Source organism: Brevundimonas diminuta ATCC 11568 (assembly GCF_000204035.1).
Lineage (GTDB): Bacteria > Pseudomonadota > Alphaproteobacteria > Caulobacterales > Caulobacteraceae > Brevundimonas > Brevundimonas diminuta.
Genome location: NZ_GL883086.1, coordinates 867,574 through 880,834, shown reverse-complemented (window position 1 = coordinate 880,834; position 13,261 = coordinate 867,574). Strand labels below are relative to the sequence as shown.

The 13,261-nt window shown below is 66.5% G+C and carries 20 protein-coding genes; all 20 read right to left on the bottom strand.

Translation table 11 applies throughout. The annotated features are described in order from the left end of the window. Nucleotides 1-8: 8 nt before the first annotated feature. Entirely contained in the window at nt 9-131 is a 123-nt protein-coding gene (locus BDIM_RS18690) for a GpE family phage tail protein (protein ID WP_112999858.1), read from the bottom strand. A gap of 17 nt (nt 132-148) precedes the next feature. Then, nucleotides 149-499 carry a phage tail assembly protein gene (locus tag BDIM_RS08025; protein WP_003165073.1) on the bottom strand — a complete coding sequence of 117 codons (351 nt, stop codon included), beginning with the start codon at nt 497-499 and terminating at the stop codon, nt 149-151. Between the two features lie 43 nt (nt 500-542). Next, complete coding sequence (locus BDIM_RS08020) at nt 543-1,049, bottom strand: phage major tail tube protein (protein ID WP_003165072.1); 507 nt, start codon at nt 1,047-1,049, stop codon at nt 543-545. A 40-nt stretch (nt 1,050-1,089) separates the two neighbouring features. After that, complete coding sequence (locus tag BDIM_RS08015) at nt 1,090-2,241, bottom strand: phage tail sheath subtilisin-like domain-containing protein (RefSeq protein WP_003165071.1); 1,152 nt, start codon at nt 2,239-2,241, stop codon at nt 1,090-1,092. 2 nt (nt 2,242-2,243) lie between these two features. Then, on the bottom strand, nt 2,244-2,615 hold the full coding sequence (locus tag BDIM_RS08010; RefSeq protein WP_003165070.1) for a GPW/gp25 family protein: 372 nt from the start codon (nt 2,613-2,615) through the stop codon (nt 2,244-2,246). Then, a complete protein-coding gene (locus BDIM_RS08005; protein WP_003165069.1) occupies nt 2,612-3,166 on the bottom strand; it encodes a phage baseplate assembly protein V in 555 nt (184 codons plus the stop codon). Before BDIM_RS08005 ends, BDIM_RS08010 begins: the two co-directional genes overlap by 4 nt. A 74-nt stretch (nt 3,167-3,240) precedes the next feature. Next, a complete protein-coding gene (locus tag BDIM_RS16860; protein ID WP_003165068.1) occupies nt 3,241-3,675 on the bottom strand; it encodes a phage tail assembly chaperone in 435 nt (144 codons plus the stop codon). Between the two features lie 2 nt (nt 3,676-3,677). After that, a complete protein-coding gene (locus tag BDIM_RS17520; protein WP_169312135.1) occupies nt 3,678-5,888 on the bottom strand; it encodes a gp53-like domain-containing protein in 2,211 nt (736 codons plus the stop codon). A gap of 195 nt (nt 5,889-6,083) precedes the next feature. Further along, the gene (locus tag BDIM_RS07990; protein ID WP_003165066.1) at nt 6,084-6,650 is read right to left on the bottom strand and encodes a phage tail protein I; all 567 of its coding nucleotides are present in this window, start codon (nt 6,648-6,650) and stop codon (nt 6,084-6,086) included. Further along, the gene (locus BDIM_RS07985; RefSeq protein WP_003165065.1) at nt 6,647-7,564 is read right to left on the bottom strand and encodes a baseplate assembly protein; all 918 of its coding nucleotides are present in this window, start codon (nt 7,562-7,564) and stop codon (nt 6,647-6,649) included. The genes BDIM_RS07990 and BDIM_RS07985 overlap by 4 nt, the downstream gene beginning before the upstream one ends. A gap of 97 nt (nt 7,565-7,661) precedes the next feature. Continuing rightward, nucleotides 7,662-8,354, bottom strand: a complete 693-nt coding sequence (locus BDIM_RS07980; protein ID WP_003165064.1) for a phage virion morphogenesis protein — start codon at nt 8,352-8,354, stop codon at nt 7,662-7,664. Nucleotides 8,355-8,357: 3 nt separating this feature from the next. Then, a complete protein-coding gene (locus BDIM_RS07975) occupies nt 8,358-8,864 on the bottom strand; it encodes a phage tail protein (protein ID WP_003165063.1) in 507 nt (168 codons plus the stop codon). 177 nt (nt 8,865-9,041) lie between these two features. Beyond that, a complete protein-coding gene (locus BDIM_RS07965; protein WP_040345489.1) occupies nt 9,042-9,506 on the bottom strand; it encodes a hypothetical protein in 465 nt (154 codons plus the stop codon). Further along, on the bottom strand, nt 9,506-9,964 hold the full coding sequence (locus BDIM_RS07960; RefSeq protein WP_003165060.1) for an N-acetylmuramoyl-L-alanine amidase: 459 nt from the start codon (nt 9,962-9,964) through the stop codon (nt 9,506-9,508). The genes BDIM_RS07965 and BDIM_RS07960 overlap by 1 nt, the downstream gene beginning before the upstream one ends. After that, a complete protein-coding gene (locus tag BDIM_RS07955; RefSeq protein ID WP_003165059.1) occupies nt 9,964-10,287 on the bottom strand; it encodes a hypothetical protein in 324 nt (107 codons plus the stop codon). Before BDIM_RS07955 ends, BDIM_RS07960 begins: the two co-directional genes overlap by 1 nt. After that, on the bottom strand, nt 10,284-10,514 hold the full coding sequence (locus BDIM_RS07950) for a hypothetical protein (protein WP_003165058.1): 231 nt from the start codon (nt 10,512-10,514) through the stop codon (nt 10,284-10,286). Before BDIM_RS07950 ends, BDIM_RS07955 begins: the two co-directional genes overlap by 4 nt. Before the next feature lie 2 nt (nt 10,515-10,516). After that, entirely contained in the window at nt 10,517-10,732 is a 216-nt protein-coding gene (locus BDIM_RS07945; protein WP_003165057.1) for a tail protein X, read from the bottom strand. Further along, nucleotides 10,732-11,220 (bottom strand): head completion/stabilization protein, encoded by a 489-nt coding sequence (locus BDIM_RS07940; RefSeq protein ID WP_003165056.1) that lies wholly within the window; start codon nt 11,218-11,220, stop codon nt 10,732-10,734. Before BDIM_RS07940 ends, BDIM_RS07945 begins: the two co-directional genes overlap by 1 nt. A 118-nt stretch (nt 11,221-11,338) precedes the next feature. Further along, on the bottom strand, nt 11,339-12,160 hold the full coding sequence (gene gpM / locus BDIM_RS07935; protein WP_003165055.1) for a phage terminase small subunit: 822 nt from the start codon (nt 12,158-12,160) through the stop codon (nt 11,339-11,341). A gap of 5 nt (nt 12,161-12,165) precedes the next feature. Beyond that, a complete protein-coding gene (locus tag BDIM_RS07930; protein WP_003165054.1) occupies nt 12,166-13,230 on the bottom strand; it encodes a phage major capsid protein, P2 family in 1,065 nt (354 codons plus the stop codon). Between the last annotated feature and the right edge of the window lie 31 nt (nt 13,231-13,261).

Sequence of the window (13,261 nt, the reverse complement as noted above, 5' to 3'; positions counted from 1 at the left end):
AGACGGCGTCAGGTTTCAGGCGGCGCGTGCATGGCGTTCCAGCGAGCGACCGCGAGGTCGCGCCAGCGCATCAGATCGGAAAGCGGGAGGTCGGACATCGCCGAGAGCGGCCAGTGAAAGACAGCGGCGATGTCCGCGAAGGCGTCGTCTACGCTTCGAGTCCAGCGTCCGCCTTCTGACGCTTCGTCAGCAAAAAATTGACCACCTTGCCCGACAGGGCGGCGATGTCCTCGCCGTCCATGGCCATGAATTCCGGCCCGTGGATGATCGGATCCGAGATGCGGGGGATGACGACCGACATGGCGCGGACGTTCATGTTGTAGAGGTCGCCCAGGTTCGTGCCGCTCAGGTCGCCGCCCATGGGTTTTCGCAGGGTGACTTTCTCGATCACCAGGTCGCCGCGCTTCAGCGGGTTGTCGAGCTCCACAACGGCGAAGCGTTTTTTCTCAGCGGCGGCGTCGATGGCGGCGCGGGCGGCGGCGGGCAGGGCCTTGGACATGTTCGTGCTTTCGGAAGACTAAGGGGGAGAAGACGGCGCGGGATCAGCGCGTGATGCGGCGCAGCTCGGCCCAGCGATCGACGCCGCCGACCAGGAAGATCCGCGCAAGGAAGTCGATCTCCAGCTCGACCACGCCGTTGATCGTCTCGCGGTAGTAGGTGCAGGCCGTCTTCACCTTCCAGTCCTTCTGCGAACCCAGCTCGTCAGAGCCCTGGTCGATCTCTTCGTGGCGGCCGCGCAGGGTGATCTGGACGTCGTCGTAGGCGCCGGTGGCCTGGTTCTCGTAGGCCAGGGCGAAGCGCAGGCCGACGCCGTTGACGCGGGTCTCGCCGAAGCGGCGGGTGATGGCCGGGATGGCGGCGCCATAGGTGTGTTCGGCCTCCATCTCCTGCAGGCCGGTGGCGATCTTGATCGGGCCGCCCAAGCCGCCGCCTCTCCAGGGTTCGGTCGCCAGCGCCAGCTTGGGTCGGGTGAAGGCCTTGCAAAGGCCGACGAAGCTCGCGCCTTCCTGGAAGGCGTTCATTTCCATCAACTGAGAGGGCAGGTTCATGGTCTAAGGTCCGGAAAAGTCAGGGAGAGGGCGCGCGAGATCAGCCCGCCGCGACGGTGGCGGCGAAGTCGAAGAAGTATTCGTCGGTGATCACCTGGATCAGCTGCAGGTGTTCCAGCGGCGGGACGGGGGTGAAGTCGTAGACGACCTTCAGCGCGCCGCCGCCGAGGCTGGTGGTGGTGTTGTCATCCGCCAGGCGGGCCTTGCCGCCGATCAGCTTGCCGCCGTCGCGAAGCTCATCCAGCTTCGTGTTGATGGTCTCGATCAGGTCGATGGCTAGCGAGGGATAGAGCTCCTTGTCGATCGCCCATTTCAGGCCGTAGGAGATCGTATCGCGCAGCACCTGAGCGGTGCGGACGGCGCTTTCGAACTCGAACTTGGGTTCAGGCGAGCAGGTGCGGTTGCCCCAGAACTTCAGGCCCTCGTCCTCGATCAGGACGGTGATGCGCGCCCCGTTGAGCAGGCCCGCCTCGGTGTCGCTACGCTGCTGATCCCAGGTGACGGGCGAGGCGACGCCAGTCACGCCTTTGACGGGCACGTTCGACAGGGTCTTATGGAAGCCGACGGTCTGATCGAGCAGGGCGCGGTGACCGGCCGCTACGGCTGTGGCGTAGACGATTTCGTCGCCGTCCAGGAAGTCGCCATAGATCAGGCAGATCTCACGGCCGCTGACGCCGTCGCGCAGTGCGATCGCTTCTTCGATCGTCGCCGCGTCGCCGCAGGAGCAATAGGCCATGGCGTTCAGCTTGGCCGCCACGGCGCCCAGGGCGACCGTGACCGATTGGGAATCCAGGCCCGGCGCGACCAGGATGCGCGGCCGCACCTTGCAGATCTGTTCGGCCAGCAGAAGCTTGTCGACGCCAGCGATGACGTTGGCGCGGGTCTCGAGCTCGATCTCTTCCGGCGTTTCGCCCAGGCCTTCGGCGACTCGGACCACCACGACGATCGTATTGGCCTGTTTGTCGATCGCTGAGAGCGCCTTGGCCAAGGTGCCGCCGTTGCCCGCCTTAGTGATCGCGGCGGGCAGGTCCGTCAGACGCGCCGGAGTGTTGAGCGGAAAGATCGTCTCGTCCGCATCGTCGGCCACAGCGACCATGCCGATGATGCTGGTCGCCACGGTGCGAAGGACGCGCGGTCCTTCGACCAGCTCGATGACGGTGACGCCGTGATCCAGGGGCGTGATGGCGGCCATGTTCAAGATCCGAATGAATGGAGGGGATAGGAAAGGGTGACGTCCGCCCGGCGCGGTAGATCGAGCCGCTGCAGGTCCAGCTGGAGTACGGCGCGCCCGTCCTCCGAAGCGGTCAGCTGGATGCGGCGCAGGCGGACACGTCTTTCCCAGCGCTGAAGCGCAATCGCGGTGGCGGCGTAGATCCGCAGGGGCAGGGAGCCGTTCAGCGGCTGGTCTATGAGGCGGGGCAGTTCGGACCCGTAATCGCGGCGCATGACGCGCGAGCCGATCGGCGTCGTGAGGATGTGTGCGATCGACTGGCGCAGATGCTCCAGGCTGTTCGCCGCGATGCCGCGACCCGAGGTGCGCGCCAGGCCGATGGATGCGCCGGTCATTGCTGGGGCGCTCCCGAAAGGGCTTGGCCAGCCGTGACCTTGGTGTGGAAGTGACCCTTGCCGGAGACGCCAGCGGCGACGACGTCGACATCGGCCGCGATCGTTCCGCTAGACTGGAGGTCGCCGGTCAGGTCGACGTCGGCGGCGATCTTCAGGCCGCCCGGCGCGGTGATGGTCATGGAGCCGGGTAGGGCGAAGGCCAGGTCGCTGGCTTCCGGGTCATAGGAGACCTGGGCGCCGTCCTTGAAGCGGACCGCGTTCTTCAGCCCGAGGAATAGGGCTGCGAAAGCGCGCGAAGGCAGGCCGTTGATGATGAAGCCGCGCTCAATGTCGCCTTCGGGGCAGATGACGACGGCGGACGCGCCCGGCGTCGGCGGGGACCAGATGGTGGTGTCCCCCACAGCCATGATCCAGTCGAGCGGCGGGGTGAGGGTCGCGCCAATCCGGACGCGAGCGAGGCCCGCGTCCAGATCGACGGAATCGATGACGCCCTCGTGCACGACTTGGGCGAGCTGGCGCAGGGTTTCGTTGTTCGTGGCGCGGGCGGTCATCGGGGCGGACGATGGCGCAGCCCTTTCGGCTTATCGCGCGCCCGCTGTTGTCAGATGGACTCTGACAACAACAGCTATGATCCGGTGGCGAGCAGGGCGGGGTCGAGGACAGGCCACTTGATTGCGTGAGGAAAGCCGTCCTGCTCAGGCACATCGCGCAGGGCCTGAACGTGCTCCTGAACGAGGCGATAGTCCTCGGCCGTCAGGGACGGTGAGATCTGCAGGGCCTGTTCATCGCGGTGGCGCTCGACCAGCCAGCGAACGGCGGCGATCTCGGTATCACGACGGCGGCGGGCCTCAGCGGCCATGGCCTGGGCTGACAGCGTCGGCGGATCGAGCGTGATGGGTCGGCCTGATTCGTCGGCCGCGAGGACACGGCCGGTCGAAAGCTCGGCCAGGATGCGGGTATGATCCTCAGCCGACAACAGCGCCGGAAAGTCCGGCAGGTCATGGGGCCAAGTGTTCAGGTCGTAGAAGGCGAGCGTCGTCGCGCTGAAGGCGATGGTCATGATCAGACCTCCGGTCGGATAAACGGGTCTTCGCCGCCGCCGCCACCGCCACCGGGTGGATAGCCGCTGCTGTAAACGGGGTCGGGATTGCCGCGCGCAAGGCCGATGGCCATCCATTCGTAGCCCGACATGTTGCCGGAGCTGCTGTTGGCGCGGTTGGCGTAGAAGACGATGCGGTCAAGGTAGCGGCCGACGATCTGCATCACGAAGTCCATGCCGTAGGCCTGACCCGCGTTGCGAGGCGTGGCGCAGGCGAACAGGCAGCCGCCGCCGAAGGCGACCGGCAGGGCGGCGTGGACTGCGCCCTCAGGGTGGCTGCCGCTGGAGACGCCCCACTGGATGATCAGATCGGTGCCGGGGATTTGCTGATAGCCGTTCGGTCCGATGGATTTGGCGAAGGACCAGAGCGCCGATGGCGTGATGAAGCGGTCGTGCGCCACGCCTGCGGCCGCCTCAGCAGGGTTGGCCTGACGCAGGTTGCGTTCCGACCAGATGCGATAGGAGACCTCCCCGAGCGACCAGCCGCCGAACTTGAGTTCGCCGTCGGTATCAACGCCGAAAAAGGCCGCAAACTGACCCGGCCGGTGAAAGGTCAAGTAGGCCGCGCCGTCGCCGGTCTTCGCGCGGACTTCCAGCGCGCCGCGTCCAAAATCGAGATTGCCTCGCGCAATCGTGTTGTCGACGGGGCAGGCGAAGGTTTTGTTGCCGGTGACGGTCGCATCGCCGTCGGGGTTCGTCCAGCCGTTCAGATCGGCCTTTGACGCCGGGTTGAAATTGCCGGTGTGAAATAGGTCGCGCAGCGCACCGCCAATCTGAGCGCGAAGGCTAGTCAGATTCTGGCCGAACAAGCCGCTGAGGATCATGTTGCCGTTGTTGCCGGTGGCCGTTCCTGCCTGAAGGAACAGGCTGTCGCCGTCCCCGATGGCGCGGAAACGGGCGGGGCCGCTTTCGAGATTAATCTGACCGTAGAAGTCCGGGTATTGGACGTTGGCCTTTGTGGCCGGATTGAAGTTCGCCCATGTCCAGGCACGGGTCCAAACAGGCAGTTCGGAGCCTACCATTGCGGAGCCGACGTACAGTTCAGGAGCATCTCCCGGCGCGGCGGTGTGGTTGATCCAGAGACCCGTCCAGCCGTGACCGCTGTCCCTGCGCGCCATTTTGAACAGATAGCCATAGCCGCCCGGCGTCCCGACCGAGTCAGGCGTCACCATGGAAGTGAAGCCCGAAGGCAGGGCGGCAAATTGCGCCGCTGAAGACAACTTCGTCAGCGGCACGTCCCATGTCGCACCAAGATTGGTGGCGGCGACTGAGACGCGGCTGTCGGGGTTAAAGTTGGCGCTGGTCCAGGGATAGGAGCCAGCACCAGCCGCCAAACCGGCGAGAGGGATTGTGAGCCCTCTATAGGGTTCTGCATCTTCGTAGATGCGAACGTTGTCGCCGGTCACATCCATGACGACGTGACCGGCCAGACGGGTGCCGGTATCAGGCTTCTCGAGCCTGAGTTGCCCGCCCTCGGACGTGTTCGGCAGTTCTTTCTTGAACAGGGTGACCGCAGGCAGGCGCGCCCATCCCGTTATGTCGGGGCTGTCGAGATTGGCTTTCAGAGCCAAGGCGCCGATCAGGCCCGACACCTGCGCCATGGTGTGGCTATGGAGCGCCGAGGCCTTGTCGGACAGGGTTTCGGTCAGGTTGTTGATCCACCCGATCGAGAGCTTCGGAATGCGGTCGACCTGGAAGACGCCCGTTTTCGTCTCGGACGCGTCGTGGTCGTGGACCTTGCCTGCTTTTCCAGCCAGGGCGAGCCCCAGACCTTCGATGTCGCCCATAGCGTGGTTGTGGATCTTGGCTGCGAAGTTCGATGCCCAGGACATCAGTGCGCGGCCGAGCCCGTAAGGCGTGACGGCGCGCACGGTGTCGAGCCCGGCGACTGCTTCTTCTGCCGTGGCCAGTTCGACCACGCCCATGCGTTCAGTCGTCGCGGGCGGGTTGGTGAAGCCGGTTCCGCCGAAGGAGATGCTGGCGGTGTCCAGGGTGGTCAGGGTGATGTCGACCGCCTGCAGGAGCATGGCGGCGGCCGCCTTCTCCATAATCGGCTCGACCGAGGTGCAGACGGCGAAGAGGGTTCCGGACGCGAAATAGAGCCCGAAGGCGCGCAGGGTGTAGGTGTCGGCTGTGGTGTCGTTGATTGTCACATGGATGACGTCGTCCGCCACGACTTCACCCCCGATGGTCGTCAGCCGTTTGCGTTCGTTCGGCAGGGCGGTGAGCAGCTTCAGATCGCCAGCGGCATGAACCGAGCTGACGCCGATCTTGTCGATGACGGCGGCGTTCGTGCCGGTGTTCTGGGCGTTGATGAGTTCAGCGCGTCCGGCATTGGTGATGGTGACAGTAAGGGCCATGGTCGTCCGTCAGGCGGCTTCGGCGAGGGAGAGGCGGCGGTAGGCGGCGACGCGCGCCGCACCGACGATGGCGAGGGCGCCCGTCGCCTGGAAGCCTTGGGTGAAGTTGAAATGGTCGCGGGCGCTCTTGGTCCGGCTGACTTCGGCGATGACGTCATCGACCAGACGCGCGGTGGCGGCGGCGCCGCCTTCGCCGTTGACCGTCAGCACCAGGTCAAAGGTGTAGGGCTGTCCGGGCGGATCCTGTTGGAACCAGGGGCGGACGTTGATCTGAGCCCCGAAGGCTTTCACCACGCGCTCGATCGCGGCCGCCGTGCCCTTCTGACGTTGTACGGCGATAGCGTCCTTGACGAAGGCGCGCTTGGTCCGTTCCGGCCAGTCAGAGTTCCAGGCGTCGATCGACAGGGCGAAAGCGAGCCAGGGGAGGAAGGGCGCCGGGCAGGCATCGGCGTTCCAGAGGTCGCGGAAGGGAACGTCGATCCCGTCGATGCGAAGCGTCAGCACATCGAGGGCGCGCTCGACGGGCCAGGCGTTGGGAACGGCCAGGGGAGACAGCGGGCGGGTGGCGGCCGTCATTCGTCCAGGCCCGCATGGGTGACGGCGATCGAGGTGCAGCGGGCGGCCTCGATTGCCGAGATGACGACGTCGGCGGCGGGCGCGGTCAGACGGACGTTCTGAACCCCGTCGGTGTGCAGGGCGGCGATGATACCGGAGCGGGTCACATCGCGGCCGAGTCTGTAGGAGCGATCGAGGTAGTCGTTCAGGCGGCGGCGGGCCTCGTCCATGACGACGGCCGAGTCCGGCCCGGCGAAGGTCGAGACAGCGGCCTTGATATCGAAGGGGACGATCTGCGCCGCCTGGATCTGAACATGGTCAGTAAGAGGGCGGACGTCGTCGGCCGCCACGACGGCGAAGACCTTGTCCAGCAGCTCGGCCGAGGGGACGCCATCGTTCTGGCGCGACAGGACCGTGACCAGGACGACGCCGGGCGATGGCGTGGTCGCTGAGGCGTCCAGGACGTCGCCGTCAGCGCCGAGGGCGTGGGAGACGTAGGCCCCGGCCGGACCGGCGACGGAATAGGCTTCGGGCGCCAGAAGGGCGCGACGACGCAAGGAATCGTCGCTTTCCATGACGGCCGGGGTGTTGGTCTCGGGACGTGCGGCCTCGATCACCAGGCGCTTGACGCCCAACAGGGCGACCAGGTGATCGAGCATGGCGCCGGTTGCGTAGGCAAGGGTCACGTCGCGCGCCGCATCGTTCACCCGGGCGCGCAGCAAGGTCTCGCGATAGGCGAAGATCTCGATCACCAGGACCAGAGGTTCGCTGGGGATGGCCAGCACCGGCTCCAGCTCCGGCATGAGTTCGATCAGCCTGGCCTTGCAGGCGGCCACGATCGTTTCGAACGACAGCACTTCGATGACCGCCGGGAAGGGCAGTTTCGAAAGATCGACAGCGGTCGAGCCGGTAGACTGGCCAGTGAAGGTGGACATGGCGCCATGTCGCCGCCGCGCCGTAGGGGGCGCGACGGGGCGCTGTTGTCAGAGACCGTCTCACAACATCGAGCGCGACGTTCGCCGGTGCGTCACGTCAGCGGGCTTGTGCGACGTGCCGAAGGAGCATGTCCAGCAGGGCTTCCTTATCTGCCTGGCTGTAGCCGAGCAGCTGGCGCTGAGGATAATCGACTTCCGGGCCGTTCTTGGCGACTCGATCGCGAAGGCCGTAATGGTGCACGGCGGCAAGGCGCTGGGCGCGGCTGGTGAATGAGACCCAGGCGGCGCTTGTGTCAGCGCCAGCGGTCAGGTTCCGGCCGGTCTTCAGCTTCAGGAACATCTTGCGGCCGACGGCCTTCAGCTTCCCGCGCTCGTTCCAGAGCGAGCCGTCCAGGGCGCCCGGATCCACGGATCCGCCTTCAGGGGGAATATGCCGCGCGATCCGGTCGCGCCGGAAGGTGCGGATGCCGCCCGCCTCCTTGTCGTAGCCGATGACCATGGGGCCGTCGCGCCGCCAGCTGCGCATCTCGGCCACGCGGGTCTGGCCGCCCTTGTTGTAAAGGAAGCGGATCGGCCGGGTGACAGGCTGGCGTTCCTTACGGGGTTTCCGCTTCGGCCAGGGTGCGCCGTCGGGATCCGTCTGGGCGGTCATGCGCCGCACCTGAGAGCGGCGAAGGGCGTGGACCATGCGCCGGAGCAACTGCTGGCGCTCGCGCGGCTCAAGGCTCTGAAGGATGGCGCCCGCAGACTCCTCGAACAGGATCAGGGCGTCTTCACGCGCGGCCGCCATGGATCAGCCCGTCACCGGGTGGACGCCGCATTCGGCCACCAGTTCGTCGTTGGCGTAGATGCGATGCAGTAGGGAGGCACGGCCGGTGTCGGCCATGGGCGGATCCTTGCGATGAACAGCGTTGAAGCCGCCGTCTTCGCGCTGTTCGAAAGAAACCGCCTCTGTCAGCTGAAGGGCGAACATGATGTTTGCGGCCTCGGCGTCGAGAAGCTGGCGCTCGAATTTCACGCCCCGGGCGGCCTTGGAGTGGTCCAGAAGCTGCGATTTCTCCCAGCGCTGGAGCCAGATGAGCAGGGGGATCATGATCTCGTCCAGCGTCCCGGTGTAGTCCAGGACGCCGACGGCGATCTCATACTGGTAGCGGAAGCCCAGGCCGGGCGTGGCCAGGGCGTGAACCGAGCCTTCGATCACCTCGATCTGCAGGCGATCGGGGTTGTCTGCGATGTGATGGGCAGGGTCGAGCGCCTTGGTCAGGGCCTCTTTCAGGCTGTCGGGCTTCCAGAAACTCATGGGAGAACCTTTCGCCACCAGGGCAGGCGGCGATCCGCGGAGTCATGCAGCCAGGCCTCCTGGTCCAGGCGCTGGCCGGTATGGACGGCGACAGCGAGCTGACGCGCGGCGTCGCAGGCGACCAGGGCGACGCCGCGCGCGGTGAAGGCGCTCTCGAGGTCGGCGGCCGTGGCCTGATCAGGAAGGAGGGGCAGGGCGCAGGCTCGCTGCGCCAGATCCGGCATAACGCGCTGGGGCGGCGGCGTCGGAGCAGAGGGCGGGCCGTAGCTCGCACAGCTGACGATCAGCAAGCTGCAGACGGTCAAGGCGAGCAGGGTCAACAGGGGAGTTCGCATCGGGGGCTTCCTGGGCGGCGATGGCGGATTGATGGGCGATGGCGTCGGCAGCGCGGATCTGGACGGTGATGCGGTCAATCCGCTGAACGGTGTCGGCGGCCCCGGCCGCCTCGATCCGGCGCGCGCCAGCGTCGTCCGCCGAGGCCTGGGCGGCGGCTTCGGCCCGGTCCGCTCGCTTCGCCTTCAGGTGGAACGGGTCGAAGCGCAGGCCGACCGCGTTGAGGCCGAGGAAGAGGACCAGGGCGGCCAGACCCACGAGAAGGGCCACGCCGAAGGGACTGCTGAAGTTGAACGTGCGGCGGAACATCAGGCTGCTTGCTCCCGAGCCCACCAGGTGCGGACGTCGAAACAGGGGCAGGCCTTTAGCCATTCGTTCGGCGTGATCTTGCCGTCGCCGTTCTTGTCCGGAGACAGGTCGCGATGGCCCAGGATCTGGGCGGCCGGATAGGAGGCCTTCAGCTGTCGCAGCAGTTGGGCCAGGGCGGCGTATTGGGCGGACGTGAAGTTGTCCTCGGGCTTGCCTTTGGCGTCCACGCCGCCGACCAGGCAGACGCCCAGGGAGATGCTGTTGAAGCCGCTGACGTGGGCGCCGGCGACGTTGTCGGGTCGGCCCTTCTCGATCCGCCCGTCGCGGCGGATGACGTAGTGATAGCCGACATCGCGGAACCCGCGTTGCAGATGCATGGCGCGAATCTCTTTCACGCCGATGTCGCGATCGGGAGGCGTGGCCGCACAGTGGACGACCAGGTAGCGAATGGCTTTCATTAGGAAACTCCGTCTTCAGGACTGTCGAAATCGAGGTCGACGGCCACATCGCCGACGGCGACCTTGGCCTTGCCGAGCTGGCCGAAGGCCAGGGCAATCATGACGATGGCGATGATGGCCAGGCCGCCGAGACCGAGCCATTGCAGGGCCGTGATGCGGGCGATGGCCGTCGCCTCGGTCGCGGGCCATCGACCATGGCCGATCAAGGCCTGGATCCAGGCGACCAGAGCGGTGGCGACTATGCCGCCGCCGAGCATGAGCGCGAAACGGATCATCGGCAGGGACTGCAGGATCCGGAAGACCTGACGGCGGGTGACGGTCATTGGCCGCGTTCCTGTTCCAGGCGTTGGCGGATCCAAGCCACGTCGGTCTGGACGCGGATCAGGTCGCCGCTTGCGAGTGGCGCGGTGCGTTCCTCGAGAACCTGGACGCGCTGGACGGTCTGGGCTCCGAAGACGACCCACGTTGCGATCGTGACGGCCGCGCCGAACAAGAAGGAGACCTTGGCCCAATTCACGCTGGGCGCGGGCTGCAGATGAGGAAAGGTCATGGTCAGTCCCAGAGTTGAACTTGCGGCTTGGCCGAGGCGGCGCGCGCCCCGACCGGAATGATGACGGCGGTGCCGACTGGCAGGATCGTGCCGAGATCAGCCAGGCCCGGGTTGGCTTCCAGAACACGCTCGACGGCGGCCGGGCCTTGGCGAATCTCGCGCCAAACCAGGCGGTCGACGGTGTCGCCGGGTTCAGAGATGGCCTGATACGCGGCCATCAGATCAGCTCGGCCACGACGCGGGTCTTGCCCAGGAATAGGCGGACGGCGTGGACGACATTGCGTCTGTGAAGGTCAGCTTCGGGCAGGAGCTCGGCGGCGCGATCATGACCGGCCGCTGTCGAGGACTGGCCGAGCAAACGCTCGCCAAGATCGGCCGCCACGCAGGCGGTGACGGCCCTACGCCAGCGAATGACCAGGGCGCTTTCGCCGTCGATCTGCATGGCTGGGACGGCGGCCAGATCGGCAAAGGCCGCGTGGTCGGCGCGCCAGACGGACAGCTCGTCCGCGATGTCGAGAATGGCGACCTGGACGGCCTCGCGGAGGCGGGCGGCCGGGATCTTGGTCTGGTTCAGGCGAACGGTGTCGCGGAGGTGGGCCAGGTCGATGTCCGGCCACCAGCCGTCGGCCTTGACCTGTCCTTCAGGCGAGGGAGCGGGCGGCGCCGGATCAAGCGAGGGGTCATTCGGCCAGATCGGATCGGCCATGGTCAGCTCCGTCAGGAAATGCCCCCCAGGCTACGGGGTGGGGGGACGGAACGACCTTCGGGCGGCGAGCCGCCGTCGGACTTTCCGTCCCCGCCCCGAGCGCCGGGGGGGCAGGCCGTCAGCCCTCGGCGGCGGCCGCGTCCGACGACGCGTCCGCCGAACCGGAAGGCGGTTCTTTGTTCAGGCTGCGCTGCAGGCGAGCAATGTCGCCCTTCACGCCGGAGCGGGGGTCGAGGTCCAGGGCGAACTGGTAGCGTTTCAACGCCTGGCTTTCGCGCAGGCGGCGATCCGGACCGTCTTCCTCGCCGCCCGCCAGAATGGCCATGGCGATGGCCTTATGCTGGGTGGCGCGGACTTCATCCGGCATGTCGCAGTCGTGCGTCAGGCGCTCGATCCCGGCCAGGGCCTCGGTCGTGGCCTTGACCAGATCAGCCGTCGGACGCTCGGCAGATGGGGCCAGGGCGCGGACGGCGGCCTCGGCGATCTCTTCCACGGCGAAGGCGGCCAGGGTCCGCTTGAAGTGGCCCGGCAGCTGCAGGCCCCACTTCAGGCAGTAGGCGATGAGAGGCAGGGCGGCGGCGTAGTCGCCGACGTCGATCCGCCAGATCATCATGGTGACCAGGATGTCGTCCTGAACGCCCGGCTGGCCGTTTTCCGTGGCCTCCAAGACGCCCTCGATCCAGGCGTCATAGGCCGGGATCAGTTCACGTTTCAGCTCGATCTTGGTCTGGCGGGACTGGATTTGCTTCAGGCGCTGACGGTCGTGAAGCAGCTGGGCCAGCTGACGCCTGTATTCGGTTCCCGCCGCGCTGGGCGGACCGGCGTCATTGGCGGCCAGGCGCGCGCCCGCAACGGAGTAGCCGATCGATGCGGCTACGCCCGATGCGGTGGCGGCCAGGACGCGCTGGCGGTGCCGCTGGAAGGGGTCGACATGGCGCATGGCTATCAGCCGTTGCCTTCCGGCGTATCCGGTTGGCTCCAATCGCCGAACTCGATGTTCTCGATCAGAGCGGCTGCACCGATGCGTTCGACCACATAGGCGTCGTTCGACGACTCGTAGTTCTCGACCTGATCCATCTCAGGATTGTCCTTGAGATGGCGACGACGGCCGCCCTTCTGCCAATAGATCGACAGGTTGTCAGGGCGGGTGATCAGGGTCGATCGCGCCGGGAAGAAGGGTTGGGTGTTGGCCGGGAGATTGCCCATACGCTTCTGCGCCACCACGGTCTGGGCGGCCAGGGTCTCGCTGGGCTTGTGCTCCTGGTTCACGACGGGGAAGTACTTGTCGTGCAGCAGCTCGCGGCCACAGATCGCCTCCAGCCCGGTGTCTTCGCGATACTGAGGCTCCATCAGCATAATGGCGGCCATGACCAAGGCGTCCATGTTGGCGAAGTCGCCGCCCGGGCCGACGCGGACAGGGCGGTAGACCGGCGGCTGGCCTTCCGGCGCGGTGTTGATGCCCGGGATGACCTGGTGCGGCGCCTCTTCGCGCAGGATCTGCAGCCAGCCGATGTTCATGTCCTGGAGCAGCGGAAACTGATCGATGTCGGATTCTTCGGCGGCGTGGGTGCCGTTCCAGCCGATGATCAGGCGGTCCAGGCCCTGCTGCTGGGTCCAGTGGTCGCGGACGCGGGTTTCGAAGTCCGGGAACTCCGACCAACTGTCCAGCGTCTCGTAGCGCAGGTGCGTATCAAAGTTCGTCTTGTGGCACTTATAGCCGCGCTTATCGAGCGTGTGGGTCGCGCGCGTCTTGCGCTTGTTGCCTGCCGCCGTGTTGGTGCGGCTGGCGATCGGGCCGGTGTTGCCCAGGCCCAGCTTGGCGCCTTCCATGTCGCGGACCGGGACCACGTTGATCCGCTTCATGAAGGCCGAGGATTCCAGAAGCTTGGATTCCAGCTTCTGCTGCACAGTCGGCGCGACCGTGAAGGCCGCCGAGGTCGTAGCGACGCCGTTCAGGAGGCCGACGCGGGCGGCGTAGGCGTTGTATTTGACGCGGGTATCGTTCTGCATGGGAGTTCCAGAAGGTCAGGGGCAGGTGGGG

Coding starts and splice junctions, on each gene's coding strand:
- BDIM_RS07980 (WP_003165064.1), bottom strand. CDS start 8,354: ATGGCGGCCGCGCGTGAAGACGCCCTGATCCTGTTCGAGGAGTCTGCG.
- gpM (WP_003165055.1), bottom strand. CDS start 12,160: ATGCGCCATGTCGACCCCTTCCAGCGGCACCGCCAGCGCGTCCTGGCC.
- BDIM_RS08025 (WP_003165073.1), bottom strand. CDS start 499: ATGTCCAAGGCCCTGCCCGCCGCCGCCCGCGCCGCCATCGACGCCGCC.
- BDIM_RS16860 (WP_003165068.1), bottom strand. CDS start 3,675: ATGACCATCGCCTTCAGCGCGACGACGCTCGCCTTCTACGACCTGAAC.
- BDIM_RS08020 (WP_003165072.1), bottom strand. CDS start 1,049: ATGAACCTGCCCTCTCAGTTGATGGAAATGAACGCCTTCCAGGAAGGC.
- BDIM_RS07945 (WP_003165057.1), bottom strand. CDS start 10,732: ATGGCCGCGTATCAGGCCATCTCTGAACCCGGCGACACCGTCGACCGC.
- BDIM_RS07985 (WP_003165065.1), bottom strand. CDS start 7,564: ATGTCCACCTTCACTGGCCAGTCTACCGGCTCGACCGCTGTCGATCTT.
- BDIM_RS07930 (WP_003165054.1), bottom strand. CDS start 13,230: ATGCAGAACGATACCCGCGTCAAATACAACGCCTACGCCGCCCGCGTC.
- BDIM_RS08005 (WP_003165069.1), bottom strand. CDS start 3,166: ATGACCGCCCGCGCCACGAACAACGAAACCCTGCGCCAGCTCGCCCAA.
- BDIM_RS07975 (WP_003165063.1), bottom strand. CDS start 8,864: ATGAGTTTCTGGAAGCCCGACAGCCTGAAAGAGGCCCTGACCAAGGCG.
- BDIM_RS07990 (WP_003165066.1), bottom strand. CDS start 6,650: ATGACGGCCGCCACCCGCCCGCTGTCTCCCCTGGCCGTTCCCAACGCC.
- BDIM_RS07955 (WP_003165059.1), bottom strand. CDS start 10,287: ATGACCGTCACCCGCCGTCAGGTCTTCCGGATCCTGCAGTCCCTGCCG.
- BDIM_RS08015 (WP_003165071.1), bottom strand. CDS start 2,241: ATGGCCGCCATCACGCCCCTGGATCACGGCGTCACCGTCATCGAGCTG.
- BDIM_RS07940 (WP_003165056.1), bottom strand. CDS start 11,220: ATGGCCGATCCGATCTGGCCGAATGACCCCTCGCTTGATCCGGCGCCG.
- BDIM_RS08010 (WP_003165070.1), bottom strand. CDS start 2,615: ATGACCGGCGCATCCATCGGCCTGGCGCGCACCTCGGGTCGCGGCATC.
- BDIM_RS07950 (WP_003165058.1), bottom strand. CDS start 10,514: ATGACCTTTCCTCATCTGCAGCCCGCGCCCAGCGTGAATTGGGCCAAG.
- BDIM_RS07965 (WP_040345489.1), bottom strand. CDS start 9,506: ATGTTCCGCCGCACGTTCAACTTCAGCAGTCCCTTCGGCGTGGCCCTT.
- BDIM_RS07960 (WP_003165060.1), bottom strand. CDS start 9,964: ATGAAAGCCATTCGCTACCTGGTCGTCCACTGTGCGGCCACGCCTCCC.